The sequence below is a fragment of the Aestuariibaculum suncheonense genome (assembly GCF_014596935.1).
Lineage (GTDB): Bacteria > Bacteroidota > Bacteroidia > Flavobacteriales > Flavobacteriaceae > Aestuariibaculum > Aestuariibaculum suncheonense.
Genome location: NZ_JACVXC010000008.1, coordinates 35,239 through 55,342, shown reverse-complemented (window position 1 = coordinate 55,342; position 20,104 = coordinate 35,239). Strand labels below are relative to the sequence as shown.

At 35.4% G+C, this 20,104-nt stretch carries 13 protein-coding genes; 1 reads left to right on the top strand and 12 read right to left on the bottom strand.

From position 1 onward, the window contains the following. Positions 1–3 precede the first annotated feature (3 nt). Genes ICJ84_RS15800 through ICJ84_RS15790 form a run of 3 tightly spaced genes read right to left on the bottom strand, consistent with a single transcriptional unit; the run spans position 4 to position 4,225 of the window. Positions 4–1,455, bottom strand: a complete 1,452-nt coding sequence (locus ICJ84_RS15800) for a peptidylprolyl isomerase (RefSeq protein ID WP_188217391.1) — start codon at positions 1,453–1,455, stop codon at positions 4–6. After that, on the bottom strand, positions 1,418–2,269 hold the full coding sequence (locus tag ICJ84_RS15795) for a peptidylprolyl isomerase (RefSeq protein WP_188217390.1): 852 nt from the start codon (positions 2,267–2,269) through the stop codon (positions 1,418–1,420). Before ICJ84_RS15795 ends, ICJ84_RS15800 begins: the two co-directional genes overlap by 38 nt. Beyond that, on the bottom strand, positions 2,270–4,225 hold the full coding sequence (locus ICJ84_RS15790; RefSeq protein ID WP_188217389.1) for a peptidylprolyl isomerase: 1,956 nt from the start codon (positions 4,223–4,225) through the stop codon (positions 2,270–2,272). It lies immediately after the preceding gene. A 147-nt stretch (positions 4,226–4,372) separates the two neighbouring features. On the opposite strand from ICJ84_RS15790, the gene ICJ84_RS15785 reads away from it, so the two are divergent. Beyond that, entirely contained in the window at positions 4,373–4,609 is a 237-nt protein-coding gene (locus ICJ84_RS15785; RefSeq protein WP_188217388.1) for a hypothetical protein, read from the top strand. Position 4,610: 1 nt separating this feature from the next. On the opposite strand, the gene ICJ84_RS15780 is transcribed toward ICJ84_RS15785, so the two are convergent. From ICJ84_RS15780 to ICJ84_RS15740, 9 genes are all read right to left on the bottom strand, one after another. After that, complete coding sequence (locus ICJ84_RS15780; protein ID WP_188217387.1) at positions 4,611–5,261, bottom strand: sterol desaturase family protein; 651 nt, start codon at positions 5,259–5,261, stop codon at positions 4,611–4,613. A 231-nt stretch (positions 5,262–5,492) separates the two neighbouring features. Then, positions 5,493–6,650, bottom strand: a complete 1,158-nt coding sequence (locus ICJ84_RS15775) for a PepSY-associated TM helix domain-containing protein (protein ID WP_188217386.1) — start codon at positions 6,648–6,650, stop codon at positions 5,493–5,495. 67 nt (positions 6,651–6,717) lie between these two features. Then, entirely contained in the window at positions 6,718–9,096 is a 2,379-nt protein-coding gene (locus ICJ84_RS15770) for a TonB-dependent receptor (RefSeq protein ID WP_188217385.1), read from the bottom strand. A gap of 179 nt (positions 9,097–9,275) precedes the next feature. Next, entirely contained in the window at positions 9,276–10,748 is a 1,473-nt protein-coding gene (guaB, locus tag ICJ84_RS15765) for an IMP dehydrogenase (protein WP_188217384.1), read from the bottom strand. Between the two features lie 158 nt (positions 10,749–10,906). After that, positions 10,907–13,660 carry an outer membrane beta-barrel protein gene (locus ICJ84_RS15760; RefSeq protein WP_188217383.1) on the bottom strand — a complete coding sequence of 918 codons (2,754 nt, stop codon included), beginning with the start codon at positions 13,658–13,660 and terminating at the stop codon, positions 10,907–10,909. A gap of 89 nt (positions 13,661–13,749) precedes the next feature. Further along, on the bottom strand, positions 13,750–16,173 hold the full coding sequence (locus tag ICJ84_RS15755) for a TonB-dependent receptor domain-containing protein (RefSeq protein ID WP_188217382.1): 2,424 nt from the start codon (positions 16,171–16,173) through the stop codon (positions 13,750–13,752). Next, entirely contained in the window at positions 16,154–17,509 is a 1,356-nt protein-coding gene (locus ICJ84_RS15750; protein WP_188217381.1) for an HTTM domain-containing protein, read from the bottom strand. Before ICJ84_RS15750 ends, ICJ84_RS15755 begins: the two co-directional genes overlap by 20 nt. Positions 17,510–17,572: 63 nt before the next feature. Next, positions 17,573–18,691, bottom strand: a complete 1,119-nt coding sequence (locus ICJ84_RS15745; protein WP_188217380.1) for an imelysin family protein — start codon at positions 18,689–18,691, stop codon at positions 17,573–17,575. A gap of 100 nt (positions 18,692–18,791) precedes the next feature. Further along, on the bottom strand, positions 18,792–20,000 hold the full coding sequence (locus ICJ84_RS15740; protein ID WP_188217379.1) for a DUF4856 domain-containing protein: 1,209 nt from the start codon (positions 19,998–20,000) through the stop codon (positions 18,792–18,794). Positions 20,001–20,104 lie beyond the last annotated feature (104 nt).

Sequence of the window (20,104 nt, the reverse complement as noted above, 5' to 3'; positions counted from 1 at the left end):
ATATTATTTTTTTAACCAGTTACTTGAAAAATTACAATCTCTATACTCACCACTAATTTTTATGTAAGTATCCATGATTTTTTCTTCCTGCCATTTAGCAATAGCATCAATTTTCTTTTCATCTAATGCCAGTTGCTTAATTTTTAAATAATCGCGTGCGTAATCTGCCTCATGCTCATCAATTCTATCGGTAACTTTTAATATTTTAAACGTCACCTTGCCTGTGTGATCTTCTTCTTTATAAACCAGACTTACTTCGTTGTCTTTTAAACTTTGAATTTGAGAATACAGTTCCGGTTCCATTCTAGTTAATTCAAAATTATAATCCTGCGTTTCTGGATTAATCATCTGCCCCCCATCACCTCTAGTTTCCTTTTCATCACTGGCCTCTCTGGCTGCATCAGCAAAAGAAATTTCACCGTCAACAATACGTTGTCTTACTTTCTCTAAACGTTCTCTGGCTTCTTTTATCGCCTCGTCTGACACTTTTGGTGTTAGCAATATATGTGCGACGTCACGTTCCTGACCTCTAATTTGTTCGCAGTAAATAATATGGTAACCAAAATCAGTTTTAAAAGGCTCTGAAATTTCACCTTCTTGAAGTGCGAAAGCGACTTGTCTGAATTCCCTAACCATTCGGGGCTGATTTCTGTTTAAGATATATTTTCCTCCTTTACTGGCCGAACCAGGATCCTCTGAATATAAAACTGCTTTAGAACGGAAACTTGCTCCGTTTTCAAGAATATCTCTTTTAAACTCTTTTAACTGATTAATAACACGTTGTCTTTCTTCTTCAGTTACTTTAGGTTCTGCAACAATTTGTGCCACTTTTAACTCAGTACCGAAAGTTGGTCGTTGCTCTTTAGGAATTTTATTAAAAAACTCACGTACTTCTTCAGGAGTAATTTCAATTTCACCAACAATTTTTTTCTGCATTTCCTGTGCTAACATGTTCGCTTTATTGATTTCGAACATTTCATCTCTGAAACTTTGTTCGTCATCTTTATTATAAAACTTTAAAAGCGCCTCCATAGAACCGCTTGTAGATTGCAAAAACTGTTCTATTTGGTGATCTACATTTTGTCTGATTTGTGCATCAGATACCACAATACTATCCTGAATAGCGTGGTGTGCGTATAATTTATCTTCTAACAGTTTACCAAACAATTCACAACGGCCAATATCTTTTGTATTTACGCCTTGAGCCTGTAACTGCACATAAGCCTTATCAACATCAGAATCAAGTAAAATATAGTCTCCAACAACTGCTGCTACACCATCTACTTTTTTAGCGTTTTTATTTACCGGAGCTGTTTCTTTAACGGCTTCTTCCTTTACTTCATCTTGAATGATTTCTTGTGCAATCATTACTTGTGCCCCAAGTAATGCAATGCATAACCCCAATATATGTTTCAAATTATTTATAGATTTCGAATTGTTTATTTGTAATGGCATCTTTAGTTATATCTTTTTCTATTTTTTTGATAAGCTCCAGCTTTCTCTTATTAATAACGATTTGGTCTATGGTTGGTTTTACATACTCCAACGGCGCCGTTTGTTTAGGCAATAACACATCGTTCACTTGCATCAAATATACTCCTAATGAATCTTTGAGCTGCACAAAATTAGATTTTTTTAACAGTTCATCTTTATTTTCAGGAGTAATGGCTGTAATTTTTTTTACCACCTGACTGGCTTTTATCCAGATAGAATCGTTTAACGAATACGACTTAAACTGAATAGACAACGAATCTAAAACCCGTTTATCCTTCTCATTAAAACGCTTAAATCGCTCAACCACAGACTTATAATTATTCATATTTTCATCAATATGAACGTACCTAAACTTAATTAATTCTTCGTTTAATTTAAAGGCGTCTTTATTGATGTTATAATATGTCTCAGCCTCTTCTTTTGAAATAACCGAATCGATAGTTCGTGTCACCAAGGCCTCTACATACGCTTTGGTATATAAATCGTTTTTATACTGATTAACCAGCTTATTAAAGCCATTTTGTGTGGTTTCGCTTAAATTCCGCATCGCACCATCCACCAATAATTGCTGCGTTGCCCATTGATTAATGTAATTTTGAACCAACAAGGTGCTATCTTCTTTTGAAGTGCCTTCAGATACCAAATCTTTAATATCATCGTAATAAAGATATGCCTCATTAACGCGCGCCACAGGAATACGGTCGTCTACTTCTTTAAAGAAATGACAAGAAGTCGCCAAAAGCAACGATAATACCGAGAGAAATTTTAATCGCACTTATTTAGTTTTTAGTTGAGACTTTACTTCCTTTAAAACCTCTTGATTTACTACAACCGGATACTTTGCTGCCAGTTCGGCTACCCACTGCTCCTCTTTGTAGGTTTGATAATCACTAAGCACCAGCCCTTTTGATTCTTCGAAAGTTTTTTGAGTTTGAGGCAGAATATCTTTTACCTCTACCAATACAAACGCATCGTTATGCTTGTATATTTTAGAAATCCCTTTTTTAAATTCAAAATGCTCTGGTAACGCCTGATGATTCGCATCCATAATTTCTTCTGTAAAGATAACATCTATTTTATCATTACTATTCACCAACGTCTTAATATCTTCAACAGACATGCCTTGTACCATTAACTTCGATACTTTTTTTAATGTCTTTTGCTGAGCCGATGAGGCTACAATAGCATCCATTTTTTCAGGTGCCATATATTTCTCTTTGTGTTCGTTAAAATAATTCTGAACACCTAAAGAATCGGTTTTGGCCGCATCCCAAATAGTACTTTCCATCAAGTCGAATAGCAACAAACCATCGCGATATTCAGCAACAATATTGGCGAAATCTTCGTCTTCCTCTTCTAAATGCTCCTCCTGATATTTTACAAGATTAGTATTTAAAAACGTTGAATATGCCTTATTTACGATACTTTCGAAAGTATCTGCACTGCGATTGTAATGCTGATTCTTAACAAGAAAATTTCCGAAATCTTTGAATAAAAGTTGTTCTGTTCCAATCCTAACCAAAGGTTTATTAGCTTCAAAAGCCACGGGCAACTGCCATGACAACCTGTAATAATCATCATTTAAAAGTCCAATAAAATAAGGTAATGCCGGTTGTTTTTCTGAAACACCGTATTTCGCTCTTAACTTTGTATACAAAGCCTCATCAATTAATTTTGAACGCTCATCACGTTTTACCATTTGCTCTAATTCAGGGCGCATATCTTCATATGCGGCAATTGGCTTTTTATTTAAAAGCTTTATAATATGCCAACCATAGTCAGTTTTTATAGGTTCTGAAATATCGCCTTCTTCTTTTAAACCAAATACAGTATCTTCAAATATTTTTGAATTTAACTGACCACTACTTATCGGAGTTAAACGTCCACCATTTGAAGCTGTACTTTTATCTTCGGAAAATTGTTTGGCCAAGGTTTCGAAAGTTTCACCTTGCTGAAGTTTTTTATAAATATCCTGAATTCTTTCAGCTGCCTGCTCCTGATTCACATCTTCCTTACTTGTTAAGATCATAATATGAGCCACAGTGCGTTCACCTCTCGATTTACGCTTATCCTGAACATTTACAATGTGGTAGCCAAAACGTGTTCTGAATGGCTTTGAAATTTCGCCTACCGGTGTATTATAAGCTGCATTCTCAAACTTATACACCATCTTAAACCCTGAAAACCAATCTAAATCTTCACCGTAAATGGTTTGTCCGTTGTGTACTTCCTGTCTAACCTTTTCAAAACCTTCTGTTAAAGCGCGATCACGAAGTTTCATTATATCGTTATAAGCCACTAAGGTATCACTCGGACTAGCATTCTCCGGTAATTTAATAAGAATATGTGTCGCCTTTACATCATAAGATACGCGATTATAGGCTTCTTCTACCAATTCTTCAGTTACTTTATTATCGGTAATATAACTGCTTGCCAACTGTTTTTTATAGTTCGATAGTTCTCGTATATACGATGGCTTTTCATCCAGCATTAAGGCTCTGGCTTCTTTTAATTTCAGCTTGTAATTGGTAAAAAGTTTTAAATACTCATCAACATCCTTTTGCGATTCGTCTTGCACCAAATCTAAATTCTTATTGTAAACCCTAATAAATTCTGAAGCGGTAACCGAATCGCCGTCTACTGTAAATAAAACGGTTTCTTTTGAAATTTGGGCATTTACCTGAAATAAAAACGATGCGAAGAATAAAACAAGACTATACTTTATATTCATATTAAAAATTTATACCGTAGCAACAAAAATACTAATATAATGCTATAATACAAGTTGCTTTAACCAAGCTTTGAAAAGATAAATTTTAAGTGTGGTTTTCATTATATCTTTTTAACTTTCGGCATTCAATTTTATTGCATAAAACGCATGCGCAGACTTAAATTAATTTGGGACTTTAGAGGTCCTGCAGCCCATAAAACAGCCGAACATCACGAAATTCACCTGAAAGAATATGTTCAACTGGAAAAGCTGGAAAACATTTTAACCGGTTTCGACATTTTAAACGAGATGCATGCCATTGCCTATTTGGTAGTTGACGAAGATAAAATGAAGCCCATTCGAGATGCTTTAAAACCTCATCGCGGTCAGGTTTTCCAAGACTAAATTAAACCTCTTTTCGGGTTGGCTTTGGTGGCATGGTACCAAAAACTTTATCCCAAAAAGTGTTAGACACTCCGTAAGCTTTATTAGGATACTGATAATGGTGTAAATTATGATGATGCCACAAATATTTAAAACGTTTTGGAGGCCGTTTCATGTGAATGGCTCGGTGTACAAACGAATACATTAAATATCCTAGAAAAAAACCCGGAAAAAATCCGAAAGTAAAGGATGAAAACCCGAAAATCCAGAATACCACATAAAATATAGAAAACAGAAAGGACGCCAGAATTAAACCTGGAACTGGCGGCATAAGTAAACGCTCTTTATCTTTTGGATATTCATGATGCGAACCATGCATTATAAAATGAAAACGCTGTGTCCATTTCCAGTCGTTATACCAGTGAAACAAATAACGATGGAGTAAATATTCGGCTAAAGTCCAGAACACAAAACCTGTAATAAATAAGATAAGGAAACTAAGAATAGAAAGCCCTACTACATCGATAGCTAAATAGGCTAACAGCAAAATAGTAATACCATAAACAATAATATTGGAGGTTGGATTGGTTTTGGTCAAGCTCTCTAAAAATGGATTTTTAAAAATCTGAGCCTGACCTGTAGAAAAATCTGTGGTTACTCGGTGTTCTTTCATCTGTTTCAATTTTTATTGTTTTATAAGTCAGATGTAATTCGCTACTAATTGTTCAAGTCAAAATCAACTTTTTAATTAAAACTCATTTCACAACGTTTCAATTTATCTTACTTAAAGATAATAAAATCAACGAAATATAAAATCTAAAAACTTATGAATAAGAAAAGTAAACAAAAAGGCTTCTGAAAAACAGAAGCCCCTTTTTATTCAAAACCTGACTAGAACAGTCTATTAAGCACTTTTCCTTAAAACCACATTAGCCTTCTTTTTCTTATTTTTCTTTTTCAATTTATTGATCCAGATAATAGTTCCGGTTACAGGCAAGCTCGTTCCTATTAAACAAGCAAGAAAATAAATAATCTTTGAACATGTTCCATAAATTTCTCCCGTATGAATTGGTCGTATTAACGACGCTATTTTTGTATTTAACGGTTTATCGTCAAACCATTCTACATTTAAAACCTTTCCGGAAGTATCTAAGTATAATTTATCTGAAGTTACCGGCGACCAGTTCGCATCTGCAATTTTAGAAAATCGGTAATAGTTATTTCGCTTATCTGGAAAACTTACTGAAAGCTCTCCATTATAATTTAAGACCTCGTTCGCTTTAGCTATCGCTTCATCAATGGAAATCAGGGTTTCTGACACTTGTTCTGAATGGTACTCAAAACTTCCTCTGTCAAAAATTTTAGCGCCTATTAAATTTCCTAAACCTTCTTTATAGCCCTCAAAAGGCCAGCACAAACCTGTTATAGCCATAATTAAAATGAAAATACAAGAATAAAACCCTAAGGTATTATGCAAATCGTGATTGATGCGTTTCCAATTGGCTTTCGTTTTAATTTTAAAACCTTGCTTAAATTGATTCCATTTCATCTTTTTAGGAAACCATAAAACCAGACCTGAAATGGATAAAATCAAAAAGATAATGGTTGCCACCCCTACAATGGGTCGACCAATGTTAATATCTAATAACAACCAGCGGTGCAGTCGAAACATCACCATTAAAAAAGCATCTGCTCCAGATTTTTCTACTTTATAGGCTTCAGATGTATATGGATTTACTAATACTTTCGATCCGCGACGTTCTTTTAAATCCTTTTTTACTAAAAACTTATAGGGTTCATTTGAAGCACTTGGAATAGTCACACCGGTTACAAATCCGGAATTTGACGCTTTTAAAGATTCAACCAAATGCTGTACTGAAGCTCTTTCAGCTTGTTCTTTAACCTCGATAGATTCTAAAAAAACCTCTTTTATCTCATGTTCAAAAGCCAGAAATGTGCCGCTTAAACACACTAAAAAAATTATAATACCACTGCCGATTCCCATCCACAGATGGATATCATTAATAAACGTTCTAAAACTATAGGCTCTTTTTTTTGACATATTTTAAAACTATAAATACTTAAAGTGCAACCTTAAAAAGATTACACCTTGAGTGATCAATTACTAATTAAAATGAATATGTTAACACACCTGCAAAATTTCTTGGATCGGTTTGGTTGATATAACTTGTTCTGTAAGCATTATAACCTATTTCGTCGAAAATATTATTCATAATAAATCTAAAATTCCAGTGACGGTTAAAATTGTAGGCTATCTGCGCATTAACTTGTGTATAAGCATCAACAGTAAATGGCTTTTGATTTGGCACAATCCCTTCATGGGTTACTGCTCCTGAACTCCAGTCATTAATTGGTCGCTCTCCGGTATTATAAACACCTGCTCCCAATGATAAACCTTCTAACTTTTGCTTGAATTTATAATTCGCATAAGCATTAAATGTGTGCTTAGGCGTATTTAACGGGGCCGAACCGTACACATACGAGGTGTGCTCTTTGTACTGCGCGTCTATATAAGAATATCCGGTTATAACTTCTAAATTATCTAAAATATGTCCGCTTAACTCGACCTCTACTCCTTTTCTTTCATCATTTCCTCCTTTTTGGTAATATCCCGTTGCGATCCAGTTTTCATCGTAAACCGGCAAATTGATATCTTTATTATTAATTTTGAAGAAAGTAAAGTTGAAACGTAAACGATTATCTAACCAATTGGTTTTAATCCCTGTCTCAAACTGATCAAAACGCTCGTTACCCAACTGATTACCGTTCACATCTAAACGTGTTCCGGTTCTTGGATATGAACTATTGGTATAAGATACAAATACGTTGGCATTCTTAACTGGTGTTACAATAACCCCTACCAACGGATTAAATGCATCACTTTCAGTCGTTTCGGTTTCGGCATCAGTTTGTGTTTTACTGTAGCGTAAACCTAAAAAGGTTTTTACCCAAGAGTTAAACGTAATCACATCCTGAGCCACAAAACCTATAGCTCTAGATTGAGATCCTGCCAAAGTTTCATTTCCGAAAGATAAATTACCCGGTAGTAAATGATTCACTGAAGCAAATACATCAATTGTATCTACCGTAGTTATACGTTGTGAAGTCGTGCTATATTTTGTAGTTCTGTAATCGAATCCAACCTGAAAACTATGCGAAACACTTCCGGTTTTCAACTCATCTCCTATTAAATCGAATTGTAAAACGCTATTGGCATCTTTTCTGGTAGACATCGAATAGCCTCGCTTACGCTGATTGTAAATTGGATCTCCAAATTCATCATTCACCACCGACCCTAAACTCACACCTTTATCATCTAAATCTAAATTCGATTTAAAATACGCGGCTTTTAAAGATAATTTATCGGTTAATTCACGATCAAAACGCACAGAATACGTGCTATTGGTGGTAAGTGATTTATCGTTGGTATAGCCTAAAAACTGATCATAAGGTAAATCGTAAATCGCATTAGTATCATTCTCACCCAAATTTACTGTTCCTAAATCTGGTGTTCTGCTATCGTCCATATAATCCATTTCTAATGTAATCGTCGATTTGCTATCCACTTTCCATTGTAACGACGGATTAATATAAAAACGATCAGACGACACGCCTTTTCTAAAACTATCGGCACGCTCTAAAGCTCCGTTAATTCTAAACGCCACATTTTCGGTTTTTGCCAATGGCCCATAAACATCAAACGTGGTTCTAGCCTGCCCGAAACTACCAACACGTAAAGCGGCATTTCCTCCAAAATAGTATTTAGGTGTTTTAGTGACAATATTAATAACACCACCCGGACTTCCTAAATCGGTAGCCACCCCTTGGGTGATGGCTGCAGCGCCTTTAAGCACCTGAATATTATCAACCCCCTGCATATCGGTTAAAATACCTGTTCCTCTAAAATCGGAATGTACTCGTACCCCATTTTTTAAGATTGGAATTCCTCTGAATCCACGAGACGACATACTCTCTCTCTTATTTCCATAAGTTGCAAATGTGTACACCCCAGGCACATTTTTCGTGGCATCAGAAATGGTTAAATTCCCTTGTTGCGTAATGCCCTTATCGGAAATAATAGAAATACTCTGAATTTGTTCGTATGGTTCTAGAGGTAATCTTGTTAGAGCTTCGATTTTATCCGGACGTTTAAATCGATTTCCAAATAGTTCTATTTCTTCTAAATCTGAATCGGTTTCTAAGATAATTTCCAGCTTCAACGTCTCGTTGTCTTTTAAGACTACAGTTTTAATTGTTGATCTATAGCCTACAAAACTTACCTTGATTGTATATGCCCCAGATGAAAGATTATTAAACTCAAAAACACCAGCTTCATTAGTGGTCGTTCCTATGTTTGTTCCTGTTAGTAAAACATTAGCAAAAGCTACGGTATCTTTATTAGGATCAAGAATTGTCCCAATAATTTTAGATTGTGAAAATGACATTTGAACTGCCAAAATCAAGAATAAACTTAACTTATTAAACATGATTATTATTTAGATTGATTTTAAATTGCGATGCAAATATATCATCCAACTCCCACAAAACAAAACTTATTTAGACTAAATATAAATAATTTTTATAACTAAATGATAACCAATAAGATGTCAAAGCATAAAAAAACCCGACAATTTCTGCCGGGTTCTTAAATTTATAATCTTTAAAACTATCTTGAATAGTTTGGTGATTCTTTTGTAATGGTTACATCGTGTGGATGACTTTCGTTAATACCACTCGCTGTAATTTTTACGAATTGTCCTTTTTCCTTTAAAGTCTCAATGTCTTTAGCACCACAGTATCCCATACCAGCACGTAAACCTCCTATAAACTGGTGAATACTTTCGTATAAATCACCTTTGTATGGTACACGTCCAACAATACCTTCTGGCACCAATTTCTTAATATCGTCCTCTACATCCTGGAAGTAACGATCTTTACTACCTTCTTTCATAGCTTCAACAGATCCCATACCTCGGTAAGACTTGAACTTACGTCCTTCGTAGATAATCGTTTCTCCCGGAGATTCTTTAGTACCTGCTAAAAGCGATCCCAACATCACACAGTCTGCACCAGCCGCAATCGCTTTAGGAATATCTCCTGTGTAACGAATACCACCATCGGCAATTACAGGAACTCCTGAACCTTTAATCGCAGCAGCCACTTCTAGCACGGCTGAAAATTGAGGAAATCCTACACCAGCAACTACACGTGTTGTACAGATAGATCCTGGACCAATACCTACTTTAACAGCATCAGCACCAGCCTCCACTAAATACTTAGCCGCTTCAGCTGTAGCAATATTTCCAACAATAACATCTAACTTTGGAAACTTCGCTTTTACCTCTTTTAGTACATTAACCACACCTTGAGTATGCCCGTGAGCCGTATCGATAACCACAGCATCAACTCCTGCATTTACCAAAGCTTCAGCTCTTACAACAGCATCGGCAGTAACACCTAAGGCTGCAGCTACACGTAAACGACCAAACTCGTCTTTATTAGCTATTGGCTTTTGTTTTAATTTTGTTATATCTCTGAAAGTGATTAAACCACATAACTTATAATTGTCATCTACGATAAGTAGTTTTTCAATTTTATGTTTTTGAAGAATGATTTCAGCATCTTTTAATGAAGTTCCTACGGCAGAAGTCACTAAGTTCTCACTTGTCATAACCTCAATAATCGGACGTTTGTTATCGTGCTCAAAACGTAAATCACGGTTGGTCACAATTCCTTTTAGCATCCCTTGATCATCTACAATCGGAATACCTCCAATGCCATGCTCAGCCATTGCCGCTTTGGCATCAAATACTTTTGCTGTTAATGGTAAAGTCACCGGATCGATAATCATACCACTCTCTGCACGTTTCACACGTCTAACTTTTAAAGCCTGAGCTTCAATTGTCATGTTTTTATGCAACACACCAATACCACCCTCTTGCGCCATAGCGATAGCCATTTTGCTTTCGGTAACAGTATCCATAGCAGCCGAAATAATTGGCACATTTATGGTTATGTTTCTAGTAAATTTTGTTTGAATATTTACTTCGCGAGGAAGTACTTCTGAATAAGCTGGAACTAAAAGGACATCATCGTAGGTTAGTCCTTCTCCTACTATTTTATTTTGATGTGCGATCATGATGCAATTACATTTTAATTGCGTGCAAATATACACATTTTTTAAGTTGATTTTCTATAATAATAAACTAAATTAATGTTAAGATTGCTTTTAGTGTTAAGTGGACACAAAAAACGTCCGATTAAAACTTGTAATCGGACGTTTTTTGTGTCTTTCTTTTAGCGACCACGATAACCGCCTCGTCCACCTCGGCTGCCATGGTCACCAACATTCATAGGTTGTCCGGCAAAGCTTCCGAATTTATAAGTGAAATTAAGCATAAAATACTGCTCTAATATTTTGTTTTCAACATCTTCGATATACGTTTCGGTAACATTACGTCTGTAACCATTATTTTTTCCTAAAACATCGTAACCTACCAAACTAACGGTGGCCTTGTTATTCCAAAGTTCCATACCTATTCCAGCATTCCAGAATATCGCATCACCATCAAATGCATCACCTACACGGCTATTGTAACGGTAGGATACTTTATTAGAAATGAATAAATTCTTAATAATGAAAATCGATGAATCAAAATTTAGATTTTGAACAAAATAATCATTATCGTTAAAAGCATCGGTATCATAAACGTTTTTAAAGGCCGAATAGCTATAACGTGCACTTAAGTCTATTTTATTATCGTAAGCATATCTGAAGGAAACCTTTGGACTTAATCGTGTGGTTTGTCCGGTAAATTTTACCCCATTCTGCATTGAGAGACTGTTATTAAAGCTTGCTGAAAAATCGGCATTGATGTTAATATTCGTCTTCTTATTATAAATCGATTTAGAAATCGATGCGTTTCCATCAATCGAATAATCCCCGTTAATATTCGTATAAGTTGTTAACCTATTTAAATCACTATCGGTTATAGTTGAGTTGATAATTTTATCCTGAGTGATTCCGGCATTAGCATTTCCTGAAATGTTGATATTATGAAACGCCAAATTGTTTTGATATCTGAAACGTAAATTATGATTAATCTGTGGTTCTAATAACGGATTACCCACACGAATATGTGTAATATTACTAACATCTTCTACTGGTTGTAACTGAGTCATGGATGGTAAATTCACATTCTGATTATAATCTAAACTAATGTTTTTATAACCATTTTGGTCGCGGTAACGAATACGTCCTGAATAGGTTAAATATTCAAAATCGGCTTTAAAATTACGCGCTTCAATAATCTGGTCTTTATAACTTCTGTAGGTTGTGGTATGTCCTGCTTCTACTTCAAAACGGAAATCTTTAAGCTGATATCGTAATTTTAACGACGGTCTTATAGTTGTAGCTATGTACTTACTGTCGGTACTTAAAAGATCGTTAAAACTATCATAGCTCTGACTATCTTCATCATAATCATAAATATAGCGCTCGCTACTTTGGCTGCTCACTCTGGCGTTATAACTTGGTATAATTCTAAAATCTTCAAACAATTCCGTGCTCCACTCGGCATCAATACCAATATTACTGTTATTACTATCGTTATTACTTATTTGATCTTGCACAACCGTTTCTCCTCTATTGTACAAAACATTCTCTGAATACTTTTTACTATCGGACATAGATTTACTAAAATCGGTATTCACTCCAATATTAAAGTAGTTTCCTCCACCACCTCTAACCGGTGTTACTCTAAAATTATTACTAATATCGTAATTTGACGCGCTCGATTCATTTTTACTGGTATAATCGCTTACCAAATCGCCATTGGTATACTCTGATTGAGTTTCAACCATCGACCCTGTATCAGAATTAAAGGTATTAAATGAGGTTTCATTAGAAATCTGCACCTTACTTTTTGAGGCCTTGTTTTTTGGCTCGATAACAAACTTTAAATCCGAACTACCATTATGTGAATTGGAATCACTGAAGCCTCTACTGGTCGATTCGGTTAAATAATTTAAATCCGGTAGAAAAGTTTCTCTATTACTTTTTCGCTCTGTATCGGAATTTTGTTCACTGTACCTGTAATTTGCATTGATACGTGTTTCGTCCCAACGTCCCTTCGAAAAGTTTGCTCCCACAAAATCTGATTTGATGTAGCCATTACTGGTATCGGTATCTGGCAACGCATTGAACCCACGCGACATATTAATATTATTGGTTCCCGCAATAAGACCAATCTGTTTACCATCTATCATCTGGAATAGATTCGCATTCGCCTGATACTTATCGTCTGTACCATAACCGCCTTTAATATCTCCAAAGGTCGCTCTGTTCTGTCCTTTTTTAATTTTTAAATTGATTTCCTTAGTTCCCGAAGTTGATTCTTCTCCGGTAAACTTTTGCATATCGGTTTTATAATCGGTCACCTGAACTTTACTAATGGCTTGACTTGGAATATTTTTTAAGGCGATATCACCGCGCTTTTCACCAAAAAAGCGCATACCGTCAACATTTATAGCTTCTACCTCTACACCATTTACTGTAATATTTCCATCAATGTCTATATCCACACCTGGTAATTTCTTTAATAAATCTTCAGCTTTATCGTTTGGAAGTGTTTTAAAACTATCGGCATTGTATTCAATAGTATCTTTTTTAATCACAACGGGTGGTGCTTTCCCCACAATAGACACCACATTAAGTTCTTCCACCTGATCTTGCAAAGTCACAACACCCATATCCAGTTTATTTCCGACAGGAACATCTATGTCCTTTAAATAGGGCTTATAACCTAAATAAGCAATATTGAAAATGGCCTTTTTATCATCTTCAGCATTTACCTGAATGGAAAATTCTCCACTCTTATTAGTAATACCATAAGCCATGGGAACACTGTCTTTTATACTTTGGAGATACACTGTGGCGCCTTCCAGCACTGTTGCGTATTCATCTTTAACAACACCTTCTAAGGTAAACTTCTGAGCAAATAATCCTGAAGTGAAACACAATGCTATAACAAGCAATAATTTTTTCAACATATTTTTAGTTAGGTTAATAGTAGCTTAGACCTTACTTAATTTGTAAAGTTTAACCTAATTATGTTAAAAAAAACATAAGATTTCCAAGCTTAAAATCTCACCTGAAGTGTTGTATACCAGTTTCTTGGCGCCGATGGAATAATACCTGGACCTGGATAACCTGTAGCCCGTCTGGTAAAGTAAGCATTATCTAAGACGTTATTGATTCCGGTTTCCAACTTGAAGCGCTTATAAGTATACGCTAAAGAGATATCTAGCACATCATAACTAGGTATTTCTCCTATTACACCACTTATACCTCCATCAATAGAGTTTGTAGCATCGGTAAATTGTTGTGATAAATACGTATACTGTATGCTTGATGATAAATCTCTAAATCCAAATCTTAATCCCGTTTTTAAATTGACATCGGGAACAAATTCTACCTTATTTCCTTCTACCCCTGTAGCTTCAGACGAAGTGTATTCTGAATTGATAAACGAGGTATTTACAAAATAATTCAATCTGAAATCGTTATTCAAGCCAAATACCTGTTTCAAATTGAAATCAAACAACGATTCTACACCGTACATAACCGCATCACCAATATTGCCACGCTCACTCTTTACTCCCTGACTGGTTTCTATTTGTTTAAACCCTATACGACCATTGTAAAATAAAGCAAAAGTACCTAAATCGTAAGAGAGAATATTTTTAAGATTACCACGAATTCCTAAATCGGTTGTGAAGCCTTTTTCGTCGGTGATATCCGGATTAATTTCAAACGCCGGATTATTAATATTTATGTCTGAAAAAGTTACCGAACGATAATTTTGCGAGATATTCCCATACACTTCCATACCGCTTAAAGGTTTATAACTCACCCCCAAACCTAATAGTACAAACGCACGATCATAATCACGGTTATCATCAATAGTTTGATCTAAAATGACATTACCAGCAGCATCTTTATTAATTTGCTTATAAAAACCTTCGCTTTGAGTTCGGATATATTCAAAACGGAATCCTGGCGTTACCGATAATTTATCATTTAAATAGAAAATATTTTCTCCAAACACCGAGGCATTCAAGTTAGGCAAATCGAACTGCGATTGGCTCGGATAATCTGAAAACTGATTACTATAAAAGTTAAAATCCGCATCACTGTCATCACTTCCCGGCCCTTGTTGCTGATAGTTATTGGCGTTATAAAATTTACTTCCTATTAAAAAAGTTGCGTCCTTTCTACCAATATTGTACTTACTTAACAAACGCACTTCAAATCCAAAGTTTTTAAAATCTCCCTTTATTAAATCGCGTTCTTCACCAGAATCTACCTGATCTACACGATTTGATCTGAAACCTAAAGCATCTCTGGATGCATTCAACCCGAAGAAGTTAAATGTAAAATTAGTTTTATCTGAAAATTTATGGTCTAACTTTAAGTTGTACAGCAACCAATCGACCTGAAACCAGTTACGCTCGCGATTACTTTGATACGGATCATTTTCAAACATCGTATCGGTCAAACCTCCGCCCTGTTGCGCCAAATAGCGCATATAGGTGACATCTCCGGTCACTTTTGTTTTATCATTAAATTGATAGCCTAAATGTGCAAAGGCATTTTTAGATTCGAATTCTGAATTTGCTCTAAAACCATCGCCCTTCTTATAATTGAAATAACTGTAATAACTAAACTTGTCTTTTGTACCACTAATACTTGTGAAATTGGTATATAAACCAAAGCTTCCTAAAGTATTTCTGGTGATTAACTCAAACGGTTTATTGGGGTTCGGATCTTTCATTTTGAAGTTAATTAAACCTCCAAACTGTGTCCCGTATTGCAAAGATGCCGCCCCGCGAATCACCTGAATTTCTTTTAAACCTTCCGATGCTGGCGTATAGTAACTTTCCGGGTATCCTAATACATCGGCACTAATGTCGTAACCATTCTGACGGGTATTAAAATTTGCTGTTCGGTTCGGGTCTAATCCTCGCCCGCCAACATTCAACTGTAACCCGGCATCATCATTCTGATAGATATTCAAACCTGCTACCTGACTAAAAATCTGTCGTGCGTTGTTTGAAGCTAAATTAGCCATAGACTGATCTACCAAAACCACTTCAGTCTTTTTTCCTGCATAAATGGCCGTACCCTCAACATCTTTTAAACGTGACAATTCAAACAACTTTGCTTTTCTTGCAGTAATTTCTACTTCAGAAAGGTTCACCGATAGTGGTATTAACTCCACATCAATTTCAGCATCATTAGCTACTGAAACGGGTAATTCCTGAACCTGAAATTCATAAGAAAAGAACACTAAAACCAAATCCTGTTTATCTGTAGTAAACTCATAATACCCTGAGGTATTTGTTGTGGCTTTTAGACCTGAAGTCTTATCGTAAATTTCAACATCGCCAACAGGCTTTTTGGTTCCGGCACTGGTTACGATACCATAAATTTTATGTTGCGCCTGAACAGCAGTTGCTAAAAAAAGTAATACGAGTAATAATTTAAAGTCCTTTAATTTCATCGGTAAATGGTAATATCCATGCCTTATGGCAGAATGATTCTTTTTCTTTATATAAATCGACGGTATTGTCTATAAAGCGCTGACTTAACCTTCCGTTAAGCGCTACATAACTATCGACAAACACCTGTACATTTTTATGACCTTGAGATGTAAAATGATCGCCCAAATAATGGGCATATTCTAAAATAAAATCAGGTTGAAAGCTCATTTGCTTCTCCTGAAATGAACTCAGAAAATCTCGGTTTCTAACTACAAAAGAAGCACCCGTTTTGGCATTTTTAATCGTAAATGTAGCATGTCCCATTTTTTCCATAAGCATCACCCGCCACGAAAACCGGAAGCCTTCCTCGGTCCAGAACAGTTCGCCCGGATACAATACATATCGAAATGGAAATAGTAATTGAATTACAAAAAACACCACAAGAAAAGGCACCAGAACTTTTTCCATTTTAATCTCTAAAACAGCTTTAAAATCTATTACCTCTTTAGGTTTTAAAACACGTTTAATATGATTAATTATTTTATGATGAAAATCGGCTTCAAAGAAAATTAAGGTCGACACAATCATAATAAACGGAAACATGCCTATCGGGAACAATACGCGTGTAAATACATGGAAGAATACCACCAAAGCAAAGGCAAACCATCGGGTACGTTTGTAAAGCAATAAAAATGGAATAGCTAAATCATAAAGCATACCACTCCAGCTCATGGCATAATGAAACCACTCCTGCTGCATGAGGTTTTCTCCTATAAGTGGTAAATCGTATTTTGATGGTAACCATATTTTTAATGGCATGGCTCGAAATAACCAATCGGAATTTATCTTTGCCAGTCCAGCGTAAAAATAAACAATTCCTAAAAGCAGCTTTACACTATCTACGCACCATTGCTGTATGGTTTTATAAGCTGTTTTCCTTAACACATTATCTACCGAAAAGTAAGCGTTGGCTGGTAAAAAAATCATTAAAAAACTCATTAAACTAATAAAGTAATAATGATTTAAGTAAGTGGTTTTATCCATAAGTTCTATATAAGTAAAACTCAGGAAAAACACGATAATAGCTACTCTGTACTTTAAGCCCAATGCAATAAACAGAGCCGACAATCCACAAATAATAAATAGTAAATAGGTATAGTCACCTAAGGGTTTCACCCATTCAAAACCATAATAAGAAAAATAAAATTTTGGTTTAATATATAACTTATCAATCCAGCCATTAGCCCAAAAGCGAACAATACTAAACAGCATCATGATACCGAATAATATTCTAAACACTGCCAATGGTGCGGCATCTGTTTTGCTTTGCAGATATGCTTTTGTATTAAACCTCATATAAAAACGAAAAGATTCTCTATCGTAATAGAGAATCTTTTAATTATTTATTTTTTAATCATACTAATCACCGTCAGCATCAATGTAATCCACACTAATATTCATGGCTTGTACCATATCTAACTTAAGTAATACAACAACTTTTTGTAACTCGTCGTAAGACAAGGTCATTTTGGTGTTATCATTTTCAACCTGACTAGAAAAGTTAGTATTTACCGTTTGAATTTGAGTACGAGCGGTATTCATTTGCGCATTGATTAAAGCTGTTAGGTCCTCCCCATCAGTTATGGTTTGTAAATAATCTAGATAATCGTCAAAACTGCTACCGTTTGTAGTTCCATTATAAGCCTTTCCATTGAATACATCCTGACTTGCCTGTAAAGCTACCAACGCCAATTCTTTAGAAACATCCTGATTGTAATACCCTTCAACTTTTTCAGGATATAAAACACCTCCTGAAAAAATTCCGGCTGGGATTCCAAACTTATTTGCGCGCAATCCTTTTTCGAAATAATAAATAAAATCGTTAGTTAACTTATTGGTCGAACTGGTCGCGGTATTTCCTGCGCTATTCACAAAAGTGTCACGATATGTAGATGTCCAGTCGTTTAACACGGTTTCGGTAAGTGACTTCATTTTATCTATCACATCACTTAAATAAGTTTTGTAACCAGATGCATTGGCATTTGTATTATATACTTCAAGAATAGCTGAATCATCACCCGCTACTCCATATAACAAATAATCTAAAGCCGGAAAACCTACCGCATCCTGATTGTTCGCCAAACCTAAATCGTAACCGCCATTAGCTATATTAGCTTCAATTTCAGCAGCACTGGCTGGGTAAATATTCATATAAGAACTGTAATAAATCCCCTCTGCTTTACCAATATTAAACATTTCGGCATATTGCCATACTTTATAAGCATTTAACCAAGCTGTACGTAAGGCTTCTAAATTGGTTTGATCGGCTGTTACTGTAAAGGTATTTTTAGCCTCAACCAACGCGCTTAATTTGCTATCTAAATCCTGATAAACTGGGATAATAATATTATCCGCCCAATTCACCAACATGGTTTGCCTGTCAAAATTATCTTTTGGTTTGCTTTCGCCACCATCAGAGCTACTACACGCTATAACCACCAGCGCTAAAAGTACTACAGAAATAACTTTTTTAATCATAACCTACTACGTTCTTAAATATTTTGCAAATATCTATAAGCAGGCTGAATTTTTAAAAATTCAGCCTGCATAATTTTATAAAAAACTAATATTATTTCAATTAGTTTGCTGCCGCTTCAACCGTAAAACCAAACTCTGCAGCAATTTCAGCTGAAATAGTATCTAAAGTTTCAGGAGTTACGTCCCAGAAACCATTTGTATTATCGTTTAATAACGCATCAACATATGCATTAACTTCTTCATGACTAAAGTAAGGGGCATTGGTTTCTGGCTTTCTCGTAAACTGCAAACTGTAAACAAAACCAAAACCTTCTGATAATTCATGGAACGCATGTGCATAATCAACAGTTCCTTCTGCTTCTAAATCAGATTTCGCTCCTTGTAAATAGTGTACGGCACGAACCGCTATAGCTTTAGAAATATTTTCTCTTATCACTTTTACCTGCGCATCACGAACTGTATAATTTTTAGCTACAATAGCCGCACGACCTAATTTTAAAGCTTGATAAACCTCATCGGCAATACCAGCAAAATCAGCATCATCATTCACTTGTCTTAAATAGGTATTTAAAAAGCGATCGGCATCTAAAACCGGGCTCTCAGGGTTTTCCTCTGCGCCGTATAAATAACCGTAAGCTTCATCCCATTTGTGCTCCATTGTGGTGTATGTTTTACCTACTTCAACCACATCATTATCATTATTTGCCATATTAGAACCTGCATCAAGCACGGCATCACTTAAGTAGTTGTTAAGCATCTGATCTGCCATTAAACCACCTATTAACCCTTTTGCTACGGCCTGGTTTAATTCTAAACCTTTTGCGTTAAAATAGCGTACTGTAGTACTCCCCAATTGTTGTAATTTACCTGCCACACCAGCCTGAGCTGTAACATTCCAACTTACAAAAACATTATCAGCCTGCTCTGAAATCCAGGCATCAAAATCGGCTTTAATAGTATTTGAAACCGTAGTATTGCTGGCAAAGAAATCGTTAGACGCCGCCACTTTACTACGTACATTTTTATCTGAGCTATTTAAGTTGGCATCGGTAAAGTCTGCATTACCTGCCTGATGATTAAACATCGCTTGTAGTTGTACTTTTGTTTTTGTGTTGTCACTTAAAGCTGAAACCAATTCGGTGGCCATAGCAATCCTTGTGGTTTGACCTCCAAAATTTACAGTAGATTCTCCATTTCTGGTAAAGGTATAGGTTGCCGGATTTTCTACATTATTTTTTTCATTATCATCATCTGAACACGATGTAAACAATACTGCAGCCACAGCAGCTATCGATAAAAACTTTTTCATTTTTTATTTAGACTTAGTATAAATTAATTGACAGCTGCAAATTTAAAATACTAAATCAAATTCACAAAGTTTATTTAGATTAAAAATAAATAAAGTGAAATTCT